We start from the raw sequence: 20,735 nt of genomic DNA, 5'->3' as shown, positions 1-20,735 counted from the left end.
GTTTGACTAGCTGCCGACACTGCTCAACGAAGTCGAGGAGATCGACTTCCATAGCCAGAATTGATTTCCTCGGCTTCGTCCTTCTAACCCGTGATAACCGCCGATTAGATCGCTATTCAACGCGGCACGTGAACTTCCTCGAGAATATTGAGGCAGTACCACGTGGTCTCAAAGAGAAGATCCATATACCGACCCTCAATGGTGATGAGGGAGTTCGGAATATCGAATTCGACGCGGATCGACTTGAGAGGATTCTCGAGCATCTCGAAAAGTACGAATACGCCAGCCGTGAACACGTCGTCTGGGTATTCCACTCGCATACGGGTCGCCGTCCCGGTGCAATACACTCACTTGATGTCGAAGATCTGCATCTGAACTGCGAAGATCCTTATCTGGAACTCCATCACCGCCCGGAGGAGACGTCCCTCAAGAACGGCAAAAAAGGCGAGGACGAAATTGGCCTATCCAAGAGAGTTGTACAGATCTTCAAGGATTACATCCAAGATAACCGAATCGAAGTCACGACAGCTGCTGGTCGTCGTCCGTTCCTGACCAGTAAATACGGACGGTTGTCGAAGTCGACGATGCGTCGATACATCTACAAATGGAGTCGACCGTGCGAGATCGGTGTCGAGTGCCCCCACGACTGTAATATAGAAACTTGCGAAGCTGCGACATCTGATGATTGCGCCTCAAAGTGCCCTTCTAGTCGTCCGCCCTACGCACTTCGACATGGGTACATTACGCAGATGCTTCGCGATGGAGCACCGAAACCCTTCCTCAGTGACCGCTGTGACGTGAGTGAGGAGATCATTGACGATACTTACGACGAACGGGGGTCGTCCGAGAAACGTGAACTTCGGCAGGAACTACTAGACGAGTTGAGAGATGATCAGAGCGGGGGTGGGTACCTGTGATTGGGAGTCCCGGTCTTCGCACGAACGAGTACGCCTCGCTTTGGCCCAACATTGAAATAAAACGTAAGATACGCCGAGTCTTGGGAGACCGTATCTTAGGTTTAACTTCATCTTTGGGCCAAAACTTAAAACGTAAGGTGCAGTCTCCTCCCAATCTGATCGAGATCTTAAAACCTAAGATAGGCTCGTCAATTCCGCTGCTGGCGACAGTGCTAGTAATGACAACTGCTGGCACACAGGCCGATCTTGGGAGCTTTGGGTCGGATGAGCCACATACCCCCGGGGGACCCCAGAAACCAGATGCCAAAGACGACTCCACAGACGAAGATGACCCAGGTCCTGGAAGCGACGATGAGCACTCTAAGGAAGACGATCAAGAAGATGACTCTTTGACTGGTCTCATCTACGCGAGAGTCAGCAGTGACAAACAACGAAAGGGGACAACCAGAAATAATGATGATGACGTTGATGACGACGATGGACTCCTTGATGAGGGCAGTATCGAAGGACAGGTCGAGGAATTAGAAGAGATCGCCGAACGTAGAGGCATCGAACTCCCGTATGATCCAATCGCGGATGAGGCAGAGACTGGAACTGACTTCGACCGTGATGGCATCCAGGAGGTCTTCGAGAAAACGAAACGCAAAGACATCGATTATCTTCTGGTCGAGAAAGTTGACCGTGTGGGACGCACTGCAGCGGAAACGCTGTACTTCATCTATATTCTTCAATCAGAATGTGGGGTCACATTGCTCACTAGTAGTGGTTCCAGAGACGTGAGCGAAACGCCTGGGCTAATGCAAACGACAGTTATGTCGCTTACCGCTCAGATTCAAAACGAACTGCGAATTGCAAAGGCGAACAAGGAGCGTATTCGTGGCTTCCTGAAGAAAAAGAACTGGACGTGCAAATCTCCGAAGATCCCGTTGGGGTATGAAGAAACAGATGATGGTTGGCTAACTGTCGATCCTGAAGAGAAGCCGATTGTCCGAGATGTCTTCCGGAAGTTCAAAAGTTGCGGAAATTACGCCCAGACGGAGAGATATATTGACGATGAATACGGGAAAGAGCATCTAGACGGACATAGGGTCAAAACGATTCTGCAGAACTGGGTCTACATCGGTCAGCCTCGACTACCTGAGAGTTGGCTGGAAGGTACGACATACAAAAATGATCTTCACGAACCAGGGCTTCACCTGCTCCGAGTCGAAGACGACGCTGAGGTGGACGTCTGTGAAGAGACCTTCCACCGAGTGCAAAACATCATCCAAGAAAAAGAACAGCAGCGCTCGGACGAGGACACGATGGAACTATTAGACTTTATCGAGGAGTTCAGTCTCTTTTCGGTTATCCAGGGTAGCGACCCAGCGACCTTGCTCCATCACTGCGGTCATCCCCTTATCAGAGACGGCCAACTCGACTTGAAAGGCGAGTATACGGTTCACCGGTATCGATGCCGGCATTGCGAAGAGGCAGAGGACGCATCAGACTACTACCGTAGATGGCCCAAGGAATACGAATTCGACAAAATTCGTCTCATCCAACAAGTCATCGACGACGACGAACCGGACTTCATAGACACCGAGTGACCAGGTCCCTGCCGGATGCAATCCACGGCTAGTGACAACTATTCAAGTAGTCTTGGTACCGATCACGAACTTCGTAAGCTATCCGCTCCTTTCGAGAACTGGGCATCGATGGTCTCGAAGCGTCTTCTTTCCGGAATCGCATTCGGATTTCGCGCACTTGGCTGAAGGTCTCGTCATCAATAATCTGGTACTCGGGAACGTGTTCGGTGACATCGCCCAACTCGTAGACGCCTCGGTAGATTTCGTTGCGGAGAACATCTCCGACTGCACGCGGCGTCCATTCACCCTCATCCGTCGTCGTGATACCGCGCTCGTTCAACCGCGTTGCAACCTCTGGCATCGAACGTTCCTCAATATACATCTCGAATATCTCGACTACCAGGTCACGTTGTTGACCGTCGACGGAGAGTTTGTTCTCCGGTGTCAGCGTATAGCCGAGCGGTGGATCATCGTTTGGCCACTTACGCTCTTCAGCCATACCATTGATTCCAATACGGGTGCGCTGCTTGATCATATCCCGCTCGAATTCAGCTGCACTAGCCAAATTCCGAAAATTGAACCGTCCGGTAGCCGAGGTCGTGTCGATCTGTTCTGTGACACTGTATAGGTACACGTCGTGTTCCCGTAGTTCTTCCTCCAACTGAACCGCGTGCATAAGGCTTCGAGAGAACCGGTCAAGCTTCCAGAACACGACGACGTCGAACGCCTGCCGCTTCGCCGCATCCAGCATCGTCTGGAACATTGGTCTGTCCGTATTAGCTCCACTCTCAGACTCGTCGCGGTAGACGAAAGCAACGTCCCACCCGAGTGACTGACAGCGGTCGACAGCTCGTTTGACCTGCTCGTCGAGCGAGTAGCTCTCGGCGCGACTATTTGATGATGTCCGAGCGTACACCGCAGCCCGTAACGACTCGTCTTCTTCACTCTCGCTCACCCGCTCGCGGATGGAGACATGGTCAACCATCGGCACCCAACTCCCTGAATTGTGCAACACGGTTGCGGACTGTCTCTGTAGTCACACCGACGGCTTCAGCCACGTCCGCTTGGGTGAACTCCTCTCCACCAAAGTAGAGTGCAGCAGCTGCGGTACCACTTGGATCTTTCCCGACGAGAGACGGGCTACCGGTGACGTCCTCTAGCAGTTGGGCACTCGCGCGTAAGTTCTTCTCATCAACCGTGAATTCGTTATCGAGAAACGTCAGGTAGTCTGCAGGCTCTGGTACCGGCAGTGGTTGGTCAAGTTCGTCGCGGAGCGTGGAGCAATTACGGTGAAATTGCCCAGAGTCGATATCTGAAGTCTCGGTTAAGCGACCCGCTGGAATGGGATGGTTATCCTGTAACGACGCCAGACGAACGCATGCGGCGATCATAGTGGTCGTTTCCCGCCCATCAGTTGTACCAGCAAGAAACGCCTTACAGTAGACGTCAGCGGCGTCACGTCGAAGTCCGACGGATATGTTCAGCCGGTCTGCGAGGTCTTCAATGCCCTCAAAGGCTTTCGCAAGCTGTTGCTCGGTTGCATTCTGTACTCTACAGGTGGATAGCCAGTCTTCGCCGCCCGGTTGGTCCTCCTTGGTCCTAACGACCAGCCAGTCAGGAGCACTCGTGTCAGTACCGTCGTGGATGACGAACCCACACTCGGTACAGACACCGTCAAAACTGCTGATGGATGCATCTATCGCGTTTGTATCACAGACAGGACAAGCTTCGACCTGACCGCTCTTTGGTGAACTCATACGTAACCCATGCCTCTGTAGTTAGTCGTTTTCAGCGTCCACTGCGAGCGATTCGAACGTTTCCGTCACGATATCGGTTAGCGATCGTCGATTCTTCCGGCAGTATTCCATGATCGCTTGCTTCTTTGCTCGATCTAGCGAGACGACGACACGAGGTACTTCTAACATTCGAGGATGCTGCTGTCCCAGCAGGACTTCTTTCCGGACGATATCTAGTGGCTTACTGGAGTGATCGCTGGCCCGGTCGATGAATTCGATAGCATCCTCACTCTGAGTGAATTCTACCGCTAGTGCTGCGATCCCTATGATTCGATCTTGGTCCAATCCTGACTGTCGTCGTGCTAGATATTCTGCTACCGTCCAAGGGAGCCCGTCGTACCGTCGCACTTGGTCGTTGTAGTTGCGTAATGCAGCCCAGTCCCGGTCATGTCCCTCTGGTCCGTCGATCAGCAGCGGGTGAATTTCCTTCGGCAGCGACAGCACGTCCAGATATCGACGGACCGTTCCAGCCGACTTTGTCGTCTGATCCGTAACTTGCTCGATCAGATCCTGCTGAGAGTCAGCTGTTAGTTCTGTCGCGACTGACTGACAATACTTCGCCCACTCGTAAGTCGACCACTCACGGACGATACTTGTCGTCTCTGTTTCCTCCAGAGCTGCAAGTGGCGACTCGAAGATCCGAACTGGAAGCACTTCCCATCCACAGCTGGTTGCGGCCTGATATCGCTGCCAGCCGTCGGTGATATGGTAGAGATCGTCTTTCTCATCATCTGGACGAACGATCAGTGGTTGCTGCAGGCCTGCTTGTTCGACTGAGGCGCGGAGTTCCTTGGTTGGACTGACACGTCGTGGGTTGTGCTCGCCATGGATTAGTTGATTAACCGAGATCAGCCGATCGTACTCTGCGGGAAGTAATTCGTCGGCAACTTCGATTCCGGTGGCTGTCGATCCGTTCATATTCAGTCCCACCCCTGTGCCTCTGCTAACGATTCCAAGCGTTCCTGGTACAGTTCTCGGACGAGTTCCCCATGGCCCGAGATATCTCGCTGGCGCATGGCCTGAACGTGCCAGCGACTGTGCTGTTGGGTGTCCGGCCCCAGGACGTCAACCTTCTTGAACGGTCGCTCTGGCTGGACTTCCTCGTAGGTCTCGGCTATATCGTCTGCACGTTTGTGAAGAGTTTTGTGAAAGACCGCTCGTTGCTCTGCGCCCGGCTCTGTCTCATCAAGTTCTGCTGTGACATCGTGGCGGAACTCTCGCAATGTACGTCGGAGTTCCTGCTCGGACATTTCTTCGAAGCGGAGGGAGCCGACTGTTTCCAGAACTGCATCGGTAGGGGTAACGGCATCCGATTCGACTTCGGATTCGACTGTCTCGTGGAGTTTTACGATTTCTCGGGAGGTGCCGGATTTTCCTTCACCGCTCCCCAGTCGTGCATGGGCGTCGATACCGTAATTGCGAATAGCCGTACGTTCCTGTTCGGACCGATCGTCTGGGGCCTTGAACAGCGACTGAAGGATCGGTGGTAGCTCCGCCGTTCTGAGGTGCCCTTCGACTATCGAGATGGCACTCTCGTCAGTACGCCCGAGGAAACGATAGGCGAGATATTCCAATGCCTGCTGTTCGGTTGGGAATCGACTCACTGGTCCAACTGACGCGTCTGCTGATGCGTCGTTGTCTGTTCCAGTCGTTGATGATGCTGGAGGACCTTGCTGCGGACTGCCGGGAAGATCACAGTCCGTCTGTTCGCTGTGGTTCAGCAGTTCATCTTCTCCGACGACGGCAGTCCCACAGTCCGGACAGGTATCTGGGTCGTCTAGTGGTCGGACTAGTTCGTGAATCAACTGGAGCTGATTGGCGATCTCCTGCTCAGAGAGTTCTCGCCGATCCGTATTTTCGACCAGTGAGGTCCAGGCTGCATCGAGATCATCGGCAGAGACGACTTTGCAGGGCAGGGTTTCGTAGCCTGCTTCCATAGCAGCATAGTACCGTCGCGACCCGGCGACAATCGCATACTTCGGGCCGGAGTCACTAGTCTGGGTGCTGCCGTTTTCTGTCCCTAGTTCGACCTGATCCAGCGGTCGGACGATGATATCCTGCAGGAGGCCATCAGTCGCGATAGAAGCCGCGAGTTGCTGATCGCTGGCATCTCCCAGCCATGCCTGCTCTCGAGACTGGACTGTGTCGACTGTCAGGGTTTCAACAGGGAGTTCCCGACGTTCTATCATTTGCCGTCGTCCTCCTTCGGAGCCATATCTCGGATGATCTGTTGCCAGCCAACTTGTTCGAGAGCGACCGCGACATCGTCCTCTCCATTAGCTTCGATCGTGACTTTGGCGAGGAAGCTCTCGGTGTCGGTCGAGAGTTTATTTTGGATCTCTGAGACTGCGTCGTTGTAGTTCTCGTAGACGGTTACATCCTCGGCGACGGTGACGTAGAATCCTTCGTCGGCAGCAGCGTCGATAGTAAACTTCGTGCCTGCCATCAGGCATCACCGTCAATTGCGGTTGATTGGCCGTCGATATTGTCGACGTCGTCCTCGACGAGTTCCAGTACACTGTCGTCAATGACTGTGTAGGGTTTGAGGATGCCGTACTCGTCTGGGAGGACGTGCTGGTTGATACGGATTGCGAGACGATCGGGGGCTCGGGGACGGATATCTTCGGGGCCGCCCCAAGAGAGGTAGCGACCGTCGGACTGTTTGTGGAATTTGGTCTCGGTTTCGACGACCGATCGGAGGTTGAGATTCGTGAGGTTGAATCCCAGTTCGCTATAGAGTCCTTGATCGGCGTTTCGGCGTTTGGTGGGTTCGCGGACTGGTGGCTCCGCAGGATCGGCCACGAAGGTCAGATCGAACTCGGGAGACTGTGCGGGCGTCACCTCTTGGAGTCGAGGGTCGGTGACTCGGACGGTCAGCGAGGTGACTGTGAGATCTGGGTCGACAGTCTGATGCTCCGCGTCGAGAACGGCTTCAACCTCCGATAGAAGTTGTTCACAAGCATCTTCTGTGAGTGGATTAGCAGGCTCGCCGTCGCCGTGGATCTGTTCGTAGTTGAGTGTGAGACGGTGGTGTGTTTCCTGCTCGCGGCTAAGCCCATATTCTCGGAGGTCTTCGATGATGGTGGCGTTGTTGGTTTCCACGCTGCCATGCGCGTGGAGACTCAAGATATCCGAGCCGAAGGCATCGAGAACTGCTCGTAGGGAAGAGGTTAGCAGCGACGGAATCTGGGCGATGCGTTGCTCCTTGCCATCGAGATCAGGACCTGCTTGGCTCATCGTTTTGCCCCCGATTCAGTAGAGTAGCTGTCTGGCTGTGCGTCTCTTGTTCCGGAGCGTTCAAGTCCGGTGGAAGTCGTAGTTCGCATTGCTTCGTCACCTTGACGAAGTGCGTGGTCCGGTGATCCAGCACCGGGCCGCTTTTGCGCGGTCTCGCACTTCACCTCCTTATTTGTCTGGACCACACTTCAATATTACGAATAGTAAGAAACAATAGATTGCAACTATTAGTTAAACACATACAAGAACTATTGTATATGTGGCAGCGAAACTTCAGCCAGAAGTGGTACTTGACCCAGACGAACTGAATGAGACGGACGAATCTATCTTAGACGAACTTGTTGAGGGACGGGTAACTCCTCAATATCTAGCGGATCAGCTGAACATCAGCCGACCATATGCCAGTGAGAAACTCAAACGATTTGTAGAACATAGACATGTTGAGAAGTTGGCTTCTGGATTATACGAGCTCAGGGATGATCCACGAAATGAGGGCTGAATTTGAGTTTTCCGCTGGCCATCTCATCTGTCAAACGACAAGATAAGACAGAGCCTTTCGAGATGTTGGCGATGATTAGCTACGCTGTCTGGTGAGAATACTGAAATGGCTGCTTGAATAGACCCATTAAGTTCATTTATTGAATAGTATCACTCCGATATATACTACTCTTCTGTGGCATCATACAGGAGATTGAATGCTGGGTGTCGGTAAAGCACCAGTTTGCATGAAAGACACTGGGTCATCAGTGAGCGTTCAGCATCCCAGTAATCACTACGGCGAACCACTGCATCTTGTTGCATTCCGTACCGGCCTCCTTCTGCTGTGAAATGCTGATATTCCGTTGTCCCACACTCAGAGCATGGGTCTCCAAGCTGTTCCCACTCAGGATGTTGCTTTTCAGTGATTTCTCGCTCATTACCACCGCTATCTCTCAGTATGAATGTCTGTTTCATCTTTGAGCCTCACTCTTTTGGCTCATATAAAATATATTTCCGCTAATAGCGTCTTGGAACTAGAGCGTATCTATGCCTCAGTGACGTAATCGGGCCGCTCCGAATAGTCGATTGGATCCGTCTCACCCAGTCGCTGAAAGGCCTGTAGACGGAACGCACACGCATCACAGGTGCCACAAGCTGGTGCTCCATCTCGGTAGCAACTCCATGAGTGTTCATATGGGACTTCAAGTTCTATGCCTCGCTCAGCGATATCGGTTTTCGACCAGTCAGTAAACGGTGCCTCAATAGAGATGTCTGTCTCGTCTTTCGTTCCCACGTCGACCACTTGCTGGAACGCCTCGAAGAATTGTGGTCGACAGTCGGGATACCCTGAAAAATCCTCTGAGTGTGCTCCGATATATACTGAACCACACTCATTCGCTTCAGCATAGGAGACTGCCATGGAGAGCAGATTCGAATTCCGGAACGGGACATACGAACTTGGCACCTCCTCGCTTTCCAAATCGGCGTCTTCAACCTCGACATCATCGTCAGTCAGACTCGAATCGCCAATTTTCGAGAGATGGTCCGTGGTGAGGTGCAGAAAGTCCACCGCATCGAAATAGTCGGCTTGCGCTTTTGCGCACTCCAACTCCTTCGCTTCTGTCCGCTGACCATAGGACGTGTGCAGCATATACAAATCCTTGCCAGCTTCCTTCGCTACTGCCGCAGCAGTGGCGCTGTCCATTCCACCCGATGCAAGTACGACCGCTCGTGATTCTTGTGACATCTCAGTTGCTCGCCTCATTGAAACGCTGCCGTTCCTCTTCAGTCGGTTCCCCAGCCACCGCTCTCGTTACGGTTTCAGTCTGCGTTTCGACACCGCGCATCGCTTCACAGAGATGTGTGGCTGAGATCTCCACGAGAACAGCCTCTGCACCGACTTCGTCGCTGAGGCCATGCGCAATGTTTTGTGTCAACTGCTCCTGCATCGTGAGCTGACGAGACTGCCAGCGAACATATCGGGATAATTTTGAAAGCCCGACAACGTCACCATCCGGCCGGTACGCAACGGTAGCCGTCCCGAAGTAGGGAAGGAGGTGACGCTCACAGAGACTGTAGACCGGTATTCCTGTCTTGACAACGAAGTTGTTACCGCTCGCTTCGAATGTCCGAAGTTCTGGTTTCTCCTCCAAGCGTGAACCCTCAGTGAGCGTTTCAAATGCGCCCGGAACACGACGTTGCCACGTCTCCTGGAGTTCTGCGCTTTCGGGATCCTCCCCGACCGCTTCTAACAGGAGTCGAACGCCTTCCTGAGCTTTCGACCAGTCGATTGCAGTCTCTCTGTCGTTAACACTCTCTACGCTTTCCACGGGCTCAGTTTGGACATCGTCAGTCATCGTTAGGTTCCCGGCGCATCGTTCCACAGGTCAATATGCAGGCGCGGCGTGTATCGATAGCCGTACTCCATCGCCAGTTCGGCCGTGGCCGCACGCGTCTCCTCTAACCGCTCTCTGGTTGCACCTTCCGGCATCAACAGCACGTCGTCGTTCCTGATTTGCTGTGTTGTCGACTGCCGCAACCGCTGGAGTAATGATTCGATCTCCGGCATATCCTGCTCGCCGGTCACGACAAATTTCAGTTGAAATTCATACTGCTTGATGAGGGACGTGAGGGCGGCTATGTCCACGCGTCGCTCTTCGTGCTTGTCTTCCCACTCACCCTCGCCTTTTGGGTCTTTCTCTGGTGTCGGTGTACTACTCGCCAGTTTCGGGCTGATGCTAGCCAGGTCGATCGCGGCGTCTCTGTGAATCGTCCCGTTCGTTTCCACCGTTGTATGGTAGCCGTCTGCTGAGAGTTGGTTCAGTAGCTCAACAACCTCAGTATGCATCATCGGCTCGCCGCCGGTGACAACGACGTGCTCACACTGTTCGTACGACTCAACCTCTGTGAGAATCTCGTCGACATCCATCCACGCGTGGGTGGGCTCCCACGAGGTGTGATAAGAATCACAGAACCAGCACCGAAGATTGCACCCGCTTGTACGGACAAAGACCGTTGGCACGCCGGCTAAGACGCCTTCTCCCTGTAGCGAGTAGAATAGCTCGTTTATTGGGAGATCGCCCTCGTTCTCTGCTGCAACATCGTCGGCGTCAGCGTTGACCGGCATGATTACGGGGTCGCACAGAGCTCGCCAGTCTCTCGCACAGATACGGCGACATCTGAGACGGTATCAGGGAGTGTGTCGCTCAGTTTCTCTTCTAAGAGGACCGCCATTACCTCTGCTGTGGGAGGATGGTTGAGGACAACCAGTGCATCTTCGTCGCCGCTCTGTTCGAACGCCTCAATCAATGGATCCCCTTGTTCCACGAGGAACCGGTGGTCCCAACCGGATATTACCGAGGTAATATCTCCTTTATCCACGACCCATCCCTCGGAAGTCAGTTCGCCGGTCACCGAAACCGTGATTTCGTAGTTGTGGCCGTGAGGTCTGCTACATTTGCCATCATGGTGAAGAATCCGATGGCCAGAACTGATCCGGATCGGACGGTCCTCACCGACCCGTAGCTCTCTTTCACCTGCATCAACAAGAGGGCTGTCCGTTGATTTGTCTTCAGATAATCTATTGGCCATATCCAGAGAATACCACAGTGGCACTTATAGGTACCCCTCTGAGTGGAAGTGGATCGTGGTTGTTCGAGTTACAATTATCGGGCTATGTTGAAACCCTCAGAAACGGACAGTAGAACCGTGCTGAATATAGAGGGTGTATGCAGTATCACATATTAAGAATCAAAACCGTCTGATTCGGCCATTATAACGGAATTATTCACCGCTGGAAGATCTCCTTTATTAAAACAGTAGAACTTCACCATGTGCTTCCGGAGGGTGCCATCGCATATAGCGCTTCACTTGATCTGGCAAACGTTCTTACCGACGTGAACGAAGCAAACTATATGACCAAGGAAGAGATTATTCAGTCGGTTATCGATTTCAGAGACAGTGCCATGCAGTTGTTGGAGGCAGAAATACGAGAAGGTGGAAAACTTAAGATTGACAGCGCTTCTCGTCGCCGGATTATCGACTCGATCCGTGCGGCTCAACATGACGCGTATCATGAGCTACGAACAGAATTCAAAGAAGAGTTAGCGTCTGATGCTTCTGATTCAGAACTCTTAGAGACAGTTGATCGAGCGCGCATACTCCCCGAATTGATTCTCTCAAATAGCAATATTGACAAAATAGATATAAAACCTCGCGTTAATTTGGAAAACGTAAGAACCGCACTTGACAAGTTAGAAGAACAGCATCGTATCCTCACTGAACTCGATGAGGAATACGAGCAGATTTTCAAGGAATACGACGGTATTGACACCCCACGGTATATAATGAAACAAGTGATATCCAACCTGACGGAATTTCTAAACCCTTCTGAGCAGAGACCAATCTTTCTTGACGAGGAATTAGAGCAGTACGGGGATGACATTGTAGCAGTTGTACGGGGTTCAGTTGAAGACCGATTGGACACCAGCGCGAGGCCAAATGAGATACTTGGTGCATATGACCGACTCTTTGCTGAGATTGACCCCAGACGACTCTACTCCATGGTCGCCAAATCTGAGAAATCACAGTTGAAAAGCACTGACCCACTCAAATCAGCTGTCTCGGAGTTACAACAGATTCAATTTGAGGGCTACTGAACGAGCTTTACCATCTCAAAATGGCTTAGATTGGGTAGAGCGGAAAAGTCAGCATATGCAGGAAATTGCCCAAACTTGGAGATAGCTAATTGAAGCCCCTTGAGTGCCTACAAGACTCGCGCTCTGTATTCAGCAGAGTTGTCGAAACCTGTCACCAATGGCGAGTTTCAACAAAGCCAATTTTCCGTGTTGCAATAGAGACTTCTATAAGTCGGACTGTGATACACCGATACAGGTGACTATCTAATCGTGCGGTTCTACGTGCCAGAGTGGAATGACGCCGTGGATGCGGACTATGATTTTGAGCATGATGAGCGGTCGGACCCACACCGGCAAGAACGCGAACTGAACTACATTTGGGATATCTTCGAGAAAGACTCGACGCCAATCGATGGCGTGCTCATCTCCCGAGAGCAGGTCGAATCGACGACGAAGAAAGCCGACCGGATATGTAAACACGGCGTCTATGACGATCCGATTCTTGACATTCCGGAGTGGCTCCCAACAATCAGTGACTGTGGCGCATGGGGCTACAAATCGCTCCCCTTCCCGCCGTACGGCAACCAGGATATGCTCGAGTTCTACGAGACACTGGATGTCTCGGTCGGTGTCACTATTGACCACCTCGTACTGGGCTCGGGCAGGGAGAAAGGCCGCCTCTATCTAGACGAGCGCGCTCTCGATGACAACATCCGGAAATCGGATCTCCCGTCGGCGCTCACCGATGCAGTCGACTTAATGATCGACGAATGGCCCGATGAGTGGCCAGAGTACGTCGAGGAGTACGAACCCTCGATTCGGACACAGGGAAAACCCCGACAGTTCACTGCTACCGACTTCGAAGGCGATGTTGACGCCGTCTTAGAGAGGCTTGCGGACGATCCACGGGCGGTGTATCGCCAGGACGACAAGCAGTTCCGCTACGACCTCACTCTGGACAATGCGGCGGAGATGCAGGATCTGTACCAGGCGGGCGACTACCCGTTCCGGTTGATGGTCGCAATCCAGGGGTGGACCGTCGACTCCTACGCTGCAGCTGCCGAAGACGTTCTGGAATTGGGTTACGATTACCTCGGTATTGGTGGCGTCGCCGGGAGTCCTGTCCATGAAGTCCGGAAAATCGTGAAGTCAGTTGGAAAGACGGTCAAAGACTACGAGCGAACTCACCAGACCCGTATCGACACCCACGTTTTCGGCTTCGCCAAATCCGACGCGTTCGAAACCATCGGCCGTTCCGGTATGTCGAGTTTCGATAGCGCGAGTATGCTTCGCTCCGCATGGACGGGTGGACAGAACTACCGTGTCGACGGGGACGAGCGATACGATGCCATCCGTGTCCAGTATCCTGCTCATGGGGCGGACATCTCCGATGCAATAGAGACCGCGTTGCGAGGCCGCGAGACACTGATAGCCCTCCGTGCATTCGCAGAGGATCGTTCTATTGCCGAGGCACTTCGGGAGTGGGAGACTGAAGCCAGCAAGACGCTCACGGAAACGATCACATATATGCGGAACAACCGTCATGATGAGCGATTCAACGCCAGTCGCCTCCGTGACGTGGCAGGGGCACTGAGAGAGGATTTCGAATACGCCAGCAAACTGCAGGCCTATTTCAGCGATGACCTTCGGAACCAACTTGTCAAACTCCTCCGGGGTGACAGCAAGGAGAACCCTGAACCGTTCGCTGAGTATATCGAATTGCTCGCTGCAGCACGCACTGAATTGAACCGCTTCCCGAGAATGGTCGAAATCCTCGAACGCGAGGAAGCCAAGGCGGAGGGTATGGATGCCTTCGAGCGACTCTGGTTCATACTCCAGGACTACGCTATCTGGATCGGGAACGAAGATCTCCTCGAAGCATATCGAGAACTCCTCTCAAATAGGCCATGGGAAGACTGTGACTGTCCTATCTGTACCGAGCACGGTATCGAGGTCTCCATCTTCCGCGGTAACGACCGCAATCGGCGTCGCGGATTCCACAACACGGCTAAGTTCTACGAGGAGTTCTCTGAGGCCCTCCCTAAGACGCTTATTTTGACCAAGGGATCAGCTTCGTTCAGCAACTACGGGACCACTGAGGAGTACTTTGCGAACGAGAAAGCGCAATTCTGGAGTGAGGTCCATGATCTCCCTGTTGCGGAGATCGGTGCCTTTGACGCAAACGGTGTGCACGAATGGTGGGCTGAAACGCCACACACAGTCTCTTTTGCACCCACCAAGACGGCTGAAACACTCGAAGAGTATCTTGGACGGTATGAAGAACTCTACCTGTTCAATCCTGGGGAAGACACCGACCAGACGCTTGGTGGTTCGACAGTGGATGTGGACTGTGACATTCAAGACTTCGATGACCCACAAGAGCTACGAGAGGCACTCCTGAGCGATCTTGGCCGTAATTATGCAGTTGGGGCTGATTTCGCCCCACACAAACCAGTCCTGGATGTTGATGACGGCTTAGATATCCTCATCATCGACCAGTGCTCTGGCTCGAAGTACGTTCCCGACGGTGAGCGGATATTCGACATGGAAGAAATTGACACTGCCTCCAAAGAAGAACTCCTCAATCGAGACAGTGCCATCGGGGTCAATGCCAACGAGCTGTACACTGGCCGACAGCAAGAAGCGATATCCAACGCCGTTCGCCAGCTCCGCTCTGACGGCCACCGTGTCCGACGGTACTTCATTAGCGCCGGGTTTGGTTTCGTTGAGGAAGAGGAACGGTTGCCTCCATACGAGGTCACCTTCAGTGGGATGAGTGTCTCCGAAATCCGCGAGCGTTCTAACCGACTTGGTATCCGAGATGACCTGCACCGGGTCCTGGATCAGTCCGAATACGATGTGGTGTTCTTCACGCTCGGTTCGGATTACTACTCCAGCATCGATATCGACCAGACGGTCCAGCGGATTCGGCCGGACCGGATTGGAGTCGTTTTCAACCGGGACCTGCTCAACGAGCAGTACGAGAATATTGTCTCTGTCTCAGCGAGGACTGAGGATGCGAAACGTCATGAGACGATTGTAATCGGTCTCAAAGGTGTCTATATGGAGAATTTCGCGCAGAACCTCCGTGACGTGACGGAACTGGACCCAGATTCAATCAGCATCCTATGCCGATATCTTGAGGAAGACTCCACTCAGGCCGCTATCGAGAAGTTTTGAGAGAAGACATTATTCTCTTAGCATATCTTCGATTGACTCAATTGCTTTGTGAAGATCTTGGCCAGTCTCCGTCGCGTTGTATTTAACATTCTTTGGCCCCTCTTCAACACGTTCCACTAGTTCATGCTCACACAGTAGGTCTAGTGCGTCAGTGATAGTATCGCTTGAAGAAGCGATTTCGTTTTCGATTTCGGTATAATTCAATCTGCCAGACGCAACCAAGAGTTCGAGAATCTCTATTGTGCGTTTTCGACCGATGAGTTCACGCACATCGTCTGAGACCATCTGCACTTCCTTTCAGTGGAATCGACAAAGCCACTTTGATTTGTCGTGTATAGCTTTGCTGGAGCAAAGCTTTATCATACAGCCGAGCTTAGCACAGCGCGTCGGATATGTTGTACAGACAACGAACACTCGACACTCCCCACGGGGAATTGCAGACCCCTGTGCTTTTCCCGGTGAGTAATATCGGGAAACGGTCGAGTGATAATACACCAGAATACACAGACAGTATCCCGGATTTGTCGACCGCGATGGTCAACGCCCGAGCGATACGGAACCGAAAGGCACAGTGGGACCGATTACAGGGCGGTGCGACTCTCCGTGCAGAGATGGATGTGGCAGATGACACCGTCATTTTCGCTGATAGCGGTGGATTCGACTTTCACAAGGAGGAAGTCGACACTACACCAGCGAAAACCCTCGAAACGCAACGTGAATTGGGTGCTGATATCTTCGGCACTGTTGATACCCCTTTGTCCAGAGAAAATCGCCAGGCGAAGAATCAGCGGCGAATCAATCGGAGTATCGACCTCGCATTAGAAGCGAGTGACACGCATGATGGTGACGAGACACTATTAGCGAGCGTACACGGGTATGACCCTAAGACAGTCCAAAACTCAGTCAGACATCTTGAAAAAGAGGGAGAATTCGATGGTTACGCTGTAGGGAGTCTTGTTCCGATCCGAACAAATTACAAAAAAGTAACAAAAATAATTCTTGCGGCCCGACGTGCCACCAACAAACACCTGCACGTCTACGGGTTAGGTGGAGTAACGTACCAGCCACTGCTTCTATATTTGGGAGTTGACAGTTTCGACTCCTCAGCGTTCATCCGCAGCGCTGGGAACCGAAACTATCTCATACCAGGATTCGGTGGAGAACCGTTGAAAAACGTAGAGGGATTAACCCACCTTCCCTGTGCGTGCCCGGTTTGCAGCACGCGAAGCTACGACAGGATTCGTGATGACAGGGATTTGCTTGTCCAGCACAATTTGTGGGCGTTAGCTCTCGAATTGCGCCGGTTCAGATATATGCACGCTGCTGGTGAGGACTTAGAGGCGTATCTTGACCTCCGCTTCCAAGGGAACGAGGTTACCCAGCGAGCATATAAAATGGCGAAGCAACAGGTGAGGAGGCTTTCATGAGTAATGAACGACCGACGGTCCGACCCGTGACACTTGCCCGCCTCGTTGAGTTGACCAACGCCTGCGGCGCCCGGGTACAGACAACGGAAGAGTTGGAAACGGCCTTAGATATTGGTCATCGACGAGCTCGAGAGACGATTCTTGAAGCAGTCCGGCTCGATTTGTTGTCTGAAGAAGAGACCACTCGAGACAAGGGCTCCGAATATCAGACGACAACGGTCGGAGAGCATTTCCTCGACGCTGTTCGGGACGAAAGTTGGGGGAAGGTAAGCGATATTCTCGAGTCGCGCAGTCCTCACTATGGCGCGTTTCTAAAAACTGTCGAAGAATTGGAGCCTGCTGAACCTACAGCCATCTTGGAGAAACTCGAAACTGATCATGAGCTTTCTCCGTACGCCTTCAATAAAACGAGTATCGACGTAATTGGCGATTGGGGGGAACGGTTAGGGGCAATCCAGCGTAACGCCTTCACGGGATCGTACTATAGAGCGACTGAGACAGAGGTGCCACTGAATTTCCCATATGTTCTGCTCTCGGTGTTCGATGACTTGGAAGAAACAGCGGGGGTCAACCTCAGTCAGCGCTACATATCGGTCCCAGAGGTGCGTGAGCATGCTTGTGAACGGTTCGGCTGTACACGGTCTGCGTTCGATGAAGCGTTGCTCTCGCTTGTGAATCAGAACGTCGGCAAACTCGAGTTGTCAGGTGCGCCGATGGACACAGGTGCAAAAGACGCTCGCCTGGGTATCAAGCAAATCACCTTGGCGAACTCGCAAGGATTAGTCTCAACGGACCAATCTACGGACCGTGTCATGAGCGGTGTTGAACAGTACGGCAAACAGTACTACTATCTCGCGGTTCACGATGACGACCTTATCTACACACAGGAGACCAACGCATGAGCGACAGCGCATTCAATATTACCGACGACGAACGCGACTATTCGATGTACAGCCTCAAAGAAAACCCCTTCCCCTACAGCCCGGTTCCGGAGGAAGACCCTGGGGTGTACTGTGGACAGGACCATGTGGCAGAGGCGGTCAGCGACACAGTGTCGACATTACTAGGTACTGGGAAATCAAAGCATCTCGTTATTACCGGAAAGTACGGAAACGGCAAGTCACACACTCTAAAATACGCACGGTCTCTGGTACGAGATCGTGACGATGTCCTCGTCGGGTATGTGGCTCAACCCGGTGAGGGGTTCCTCGATATTTATCACGAATTCATATACGACATTGGGTTTGACGGGGTACAGGAGATTGCCTACGAATTCTTGGCATCGGTCGCACGAGATGTGACAGACAAGAACCCTACCAGTGCAGATGCAGTGGCATCGCTCATCAATGATGGAGAAGTACTTCTTTCAGAGATAGTTCCGACCGCTATCCAACAGCTCAGTGACATCACGAAGTTTGCTGACTTCGCTCGTGCTATCGTCCATATGGTCTATGAGGACACAAACCTGTATGCTTGGCAGTGGCTGACTGCAGAAGGTATCCGATACGAACAGCGGAAAGAGATGGAGATACATAGTGCCTTAGACGATGATACAATGGGTGTCCGAGCGTTTACTTCGTTCAAGAATCTACTTCTAGAACTGGGTTATACAGGTGTTTTTGTCTTCATCGATGAGTTTGAGGCTATATCCAGATTGGGTAATAAGGACAAGCAGGCTACGCTGAACAGTATTCGTCATCTTATCGACCAGAACGGCTCTGGGATGTCGATACTCTTCGCGTGTGCTCCAGAGGTTTGGCAAGACGTGATGAGCGAGTACCACGCCTTTTCGGAACGCATTGGCAATGAAGTGGCATTACGGCCTCTGACCGACGACCACCTAGAAGATCTAATTAGCAGCTATCTCCAGACTGCACGCCCCAATGAATCTGAAAAAATTGATCCATTCGAGCCTGAGACGCTCGAACTAATACACCAACGGTCACAAGGAAATATTCGTCAGGTACTCTCAATCTGCGGAAAAGCCCTTGATCGTAGTCTTGCTCAAGGTCAGCAGACAGTGACACCAGAACTGGTTCAAGGAATCTTAGAGTAGGGCACTCTTAGAATCGCAATTATTGAAATCTCCTTTACTGAGATATGGGGGCGTTCAGCACCGTTACGGAGAGGTCGTTGTATTCTGAAATCTGCCAAGCACGAGATTAAGAAGTCAGAATTCGTCCGGTCGTGGTCAACTCGACGACCTTCGTTTTACCGTGCGTTTCGGATCTGACAAGTCCTTGCCGCTCAAGGAGCTTCACGTGTCGGGTAATGGTGCTCTTTGAGACGTCCATAGCGTCGGTGATTTCAGTGAGCGAAACGGGCGCATCCAGTGTGACAATGGTTTCGAGTGTCGATTCCGTCTGTGCCGGTGCGTTTGCCGTAAGGTCGGGGAGGGTGCGCTCCCTGACCTCGCCGTCGATATCGCTGAATTGGTAGCTCGCATCGATATGGTGCGTCCGTGAGAGGGCCGCGACGGTGAGGGGAAAGAAGATATCCCGGGCCCCACCCCCGAAGATGACAATAACCTCTCCGTCGGCAGCATCGATGAGCGACCTGCAAGTCTGGATAGCTGTCTCGAAATCGTCGTGCGGTATCTCGGTCGTCTCGATGTCGACATTTGGTTCGATCTGTTTGACCATCTGTCGAACATCGTTTATAGCTTGAGCGCCGCGGCTATTATCGGTGGTCGTGGTCGGAATGAGGAGGTCGATATGAGTATCAGCCCCGATGCCTTGACTTAGAATGGGACGTGTTACACGAGTGCTATCATATCCTATGGGTGCGACGTATGACCGCATTGCTCTATGCAATCTTCTGCTCGCATTTAATATTATTGCGCATATGTGAAACGATTTCACTCCGGTTTGCTTTTTCTCGCGACGCGCATACCTCTATAATCCGAGGTCTCTGTGGCCTCCATTATCTACGGGTAGAAAACAACCGAAATATACAATATCTGCTGTTGTCTTCTCTTACTGTTTGCAATAATTATAATCGTAGCGGTAGATATAACATGGAGTTTATGCTATCGTCTTTCACGAACAACCATGCAACGACGAGGGAATCCGTGATAACTAAACTGACTTGTTGCGGCTTGCACGGTGATATCAAGCACAAATTTATTGTGTGCCATTTCTCATGGGGATGATGTCTATGCCGTCTTCTATTGAGGATATCCTGAAGACGACGACACCGACTGTTGTGATGCGGGATCCTCAGCTCCAGAAGCGCGACAAACATGCACGCGCACAACTCCGGAGTATACCTCTCTTCGACGAACTTGGCATCGACACCGTCATACACGCGGATGTCTACGACAACGACTTCAAACTCATCGATTATACCTGCTACTCTTCGAAAGATTTGGTAGACACCGTCGACGAGGTTGAGTTCCCTATCATCCATATCACCACTCAGGAGGGGATTGAGGAATACGGCGAGGAAGAACTTGTCCGTGCATTACTTCGACGCGCCACCGAAGAGCGCGAGCGGTACATCCTCGTCACGGATACAACCTCGCCTCGTCTCCCGACGTATATTCAGAAACCGGGCCGGTCAATTGTTGACGACTACGATGTCGCGGTGAAGGACTACAAGATGCTCTCTACCCACTATCTTGACGACTACGTCGACTCCGCGCTCCCGGCGTCTCAGACACGCAACCTCCACTATCATCGGGCCTCCGAGTATCACAAACAGTGCGATGCACCTGCGGACACTCTCGAGAACATCTACGACTACACGTGTGCACCTACTGAGAGTCCGGTCTGGGAACCGCTTTACTACTTTCTCGAGCGCGATCTCGAGAACGTCCTTGACGAGTACTCTGAGCGTATCAGTGACGCACTCCGATCATGGACCGAACGTGGCGAAACCCGGGATGTTGCAAATCAGATGCTCGACGCACTCCGAGTTTGCGAGTTCGAGAGAGAACAACTTCAGAAGTACCAACAGACCAACCCTGACCTTCGCTAATCATGCCTGAATATAG

The 20,735-nt window shown here is 52.3% G+C and carries 22 protein-coding genes; 9 read left to right on the top strand and 13 right to left on the bottom strand.

What is annotated here, in order from left to right; all coding sequences use genetic code 11:
• A partial coding sequence (locus tag G9463_RS13905; RefSeq protein ID WP_205254238.1) for a site-specific integrase occupies positions 1-917 on the top strand: 917 nt, incomplete at its 5' end.
• 218 nt (positions 918-1,135) lie between these two features.
• Positions 1,136-2,506: a recombinase family protein gene (locus G9463_RS13900; RefSeq protein WP_165897032.1), complete on the top strand. Its 1,371-nt coding sequence runs from the start codon at positions 1,136-1,138 to the stop codon at positions 2,504-2,506.
• Positions 2,507-2,534: 28 nt separating this feature from the next.
• On the opposite strand, the gene G9463_RS13895 is transcribed toward G9463_RS13900, so the two are convergent.
• From G9463_RS13895 to G9463_RS13870, 6 genes are read right to left on the bottom strand one after another with little or no spacing between them, the layout of a single operon-like run.
• Complete coding sequence (locus G9463_RS13895; protein WP_165897031.1) at positions 2,535-3,470, bottom strand: recombinase family protein; 936 nt, start codon at positions 3,468-3,470, stop codon at positions 2,535-2,537.
• On the bottom strand, positions 3,463-4,242 hold the full coding sequence (locus G9463_RS13890; protein ID WP_165897030.1) for a hypothetical protein: 780 nt from the start codon (positions 4,240-4,242) through the stop codon (positions 3,463-3,465). The genes G9463_RS13895 and G9463_RS13890 overlap by 8 nt, the downstream gene beginning before the upstream one ends.
• A gap of 21 nt (positions 4,243-4,263) precedes the next feature.
• A complete protein-coding gene (locus G9463_RS13885) occupies positions 4,264-5,199 on the bottom strand; it encodes a ParB/RepB/Spo0J family partition protein (RefSeq protein ID WP_165897029.1) in 936 nt (311 codons plus the stop codon).
• A 2-nt stretch (positions 5,200-5,201) separates the two neighbouring features.
• A complete protein-coding gene (locus tag G9463_RS13880) occupies positions 5,202-6,470 on the bottom strand; it encodes a ParB N-terminal domain-containing protein (protein ID WP_165897028.1) in 1,269 nt (422 codons plus the stop codon).
• A complete protein-coding gene (locus G9463_RS13875) occupies positions 6,467-6,727 on the bottom strand; it encodes a hypothetical protein (RefSeq protein WP_165897027.1) in 261 nt (86 codons plus the stop codon). Before G9463_RS13875 ends, G9463_RS13880 begins: the two co-directional genes overlap by 4 nt.
• On the bottom strand, positions 6,727-7,518 hold the full coding sequence (locus tag G9463_RS13870) for a hypothetical protein (RefSeq protein ID WP_165897026.1): 792 nt from the start codon (positions 7,516-7,518) through the stop codon (positions 6,727-6,729). Before G9463_RS13870 ends, G9463_RS13875 begins: the two co-directional genes overlap by 1 nt.
• Positions 7,519-7,777: 259 nt before the next feature.
• Here G9463_RS13870 and G9463_RS13865 point away from each other — a divergent pair, with 259 nt between their 5' ends.
• Positions 7,778-8,017 carry a winged helix-turn-helix transcriptional regulator gene (locus G9463_RS13865; RefSeq protein WP_205254237.1) on the top strand — a complete coding sequence of 80 codons (240 nt, stop codon included), beginning with the start codon at positions 7,778-7,780 and terminating at the stop codon, positions 8,015-8,017.
• Between the two features lie 244 nt (positions 8,018-8,261).
• Here G9463_RS13865 and G9463_RS13860 read toward each other — a convergent pair whose 3' ends face one another.
• From G9463_RS13860 to G9463_RS13840, 5 genes are all read right to left on the bottom strand, one after another.
• Positions 8,262-8,435 carry a hypothetical protein gene (locus G9463_RS13860; RefSeq protein ID WP_165897025.1) on the bottom strand — a complete coding sequence of 58 codons (174 nt, stop codon included), beginning with the start codon at positions 8,433-8,435 and terminating at the stop codon, positions 8,262-8,264.
• Positions 8,436-8,542: 107 nt separating this feature from the next.
• Complete coding sequence (gene queC / locus G9463_RS13855; RefSeq protein ID WP_193569632.1) at positions 8,543-9,244, bottom strand: 7-cyano-7-deazaguanine synthase QueC; 702 nt, start codon at positions 9,242-9,244, stop codon at positions 8,543-8,545.
• 1 nt (position 9,245) lies between these two features.
• Positions 9,246-9,854, bottom strand: a complete 609-nt coding sequence (gene folE, locus G9463_RS13850; RefSeq protein ID WP_165897023.1) for a GTP cyclohydrolase I — start codon at positions 9,852-9,854, stop codon at positions 9,246-9,248.
• Between the two features lie 2 nt (positions 9,855-9,856).
• A complete protein-coding gene (locus G9463_RS13845) occupies positions 9,857-10,624 on the bottom strand; it encodes a 7-carboxy-7-deazaguanine synthase QueE (protein WP_165897022.1) in 768 nt (255 codons plus the stop codon).
• Positions 10,625-10,626: 2 nt separating this feature from the next.
• Positions 10,627-11,088 carry a 6-pyruvoyl tetrahydropterin synthase family protein gene (locus G9463_RS13840; protein WP_165897021.1) on the bottom strand — a complete coding sequence of 154 codons (462 nt, stop codon included), beginning with the start codon at positions 11,086-11,088 and terminating at the stop codon, positions 10,627-10,629.
• Positions 11,089-11,411: 323 nt separating this feature from the next.
• Between G9463_RS13840 and G9463_RS13835 the strand changes: the two genes are divergently transcribed.
• Positions 11,412-12,155 carry a hypothetical protein gene (locus G9463_RS13835; RefSeq protein ID WP_165897020.1) on the top strand — a complete coding sequence of 248 codons (744 nt, stop codon included), beginning with the start codon at positions 11,412-11,414 and terminating at the stop codon, positions 12,153-12,155.
• A 249-nt stretch (positions 12,156-12,404) separates the two neighbouring features.
• On the top strand, positions 12,405-15,314 hold the full coding sequence (locus G9463_RS13830) for a queuine tRNA-ribosyltransferase tRNA-guanine transglycosylase (RefSeq protein ID WP_165897019.1): 2,910 nt from the start codon (positions 12,405-12,407) through the stop codon (positions 15,312-15,314).
• Positions 15,315-15,323: 9 nt separating this feature from the next.
• On the opposite strand, the gene G9463_RS13825 is transcribed toward G9463_RS13830, so the two are convergent.
• Positions 15,324-15,599, bottom strand: coding sequence for a helix-turn-helix domain-containing protein (locus tag G9463_RS13825; protein WP_165897018.1), 276 nt, complete (start codon positions 15,597-15,599; stop codon positions 15,324-15,326).
• A gap of 107 nt (positions 15,600-15,706) precedes the next feature.
• Here G9463_RS13825 and G9463_RS13820 point away from each other — a divergent pair, with 107 nt between their 5' ends.
• From G9463_RS13820 to G9463_RS13810, 3 genes are read left to right on the top strand one after another with little or no spacing between them, the layout of a single operon-like run.
• Complete coding sequence (locus G9463_RS13820; RefSeq protein WP_165897017.1) at positions 15,707-16,741, top strand: tRNA-guanine transglycosylase; 1,035 nt, start codon at positions 15,707-15,709, stop codon at positions 16,739-16,741.
• Entirely contained in the window at positions 16,738-17,643 is a 906-nt protein-coding gene (locus G9463_RS13815) for a hypothetical protein (protein WP_165897016.1), read from the top strand. Before G9463_RS13820 ends, G9463_RS13815 begins: the two co-directional genes overlap by 4 nt.
• Complete coding sequence (locus tag G9463_RS13810; protein WP_165897015.1) at positions 17,640-18,797, top strand: BREX system ATP-binding domain-containing protein; 1,158 nt, start codon at positions 17,640-17,642, stop codon at positions 18,795-18,797. Before G9463_RS13815 ends, G9463_RS13810 begins: the two co-directional genes overlap by 4 nt.
• 106 nt (positions 18,798-18,903) lie before the next feature.
• Here G9463_RS13810 and csa3 read toward each other — a convergent pair whose 3' ends face one another.
• Complete coding sequence (csa3, locus tag G9463_RS13805; RefSeq protein ID WP_165897014.1) at positions 18,904-19,542, bottom strand: CRISPR-associated CARF protein Csa3; 639 nt, start codon at positions 19,540-19,542, stop codon at positions 18,904-18,906.
• A 355-nt stretch (positions 19,543-19,897) separates the two neighbouring features.
• On the opposite strand from csa3, the gene G9463_RS13800 reads away from it, so the two are divergent.
• Entirely contained in the window at positions 19,898-20,719 is an 822-nt protein-coding gene (locus G9463_RS13800) for a hypothetical protein (RefSeq protein ID WP_240150043.1), read from the top strand.
• The last annotated feature ends 16 nt before the right edge of the window (positions 20,720-20,735 follow it).

This window comes from Haloarcula sp. JP-Z28 (genome assembly GCF_011440255.1).
Taxonomy (GTDB): Archaea; Halobacteriota; Halobacteria; order Halobacteriales; family Haloarculaceae; genus Haloarcula; species Haloarcula marismortui.
This window is presented reverse-complemented; position numbering and strand designations above follow the sequence as displayed.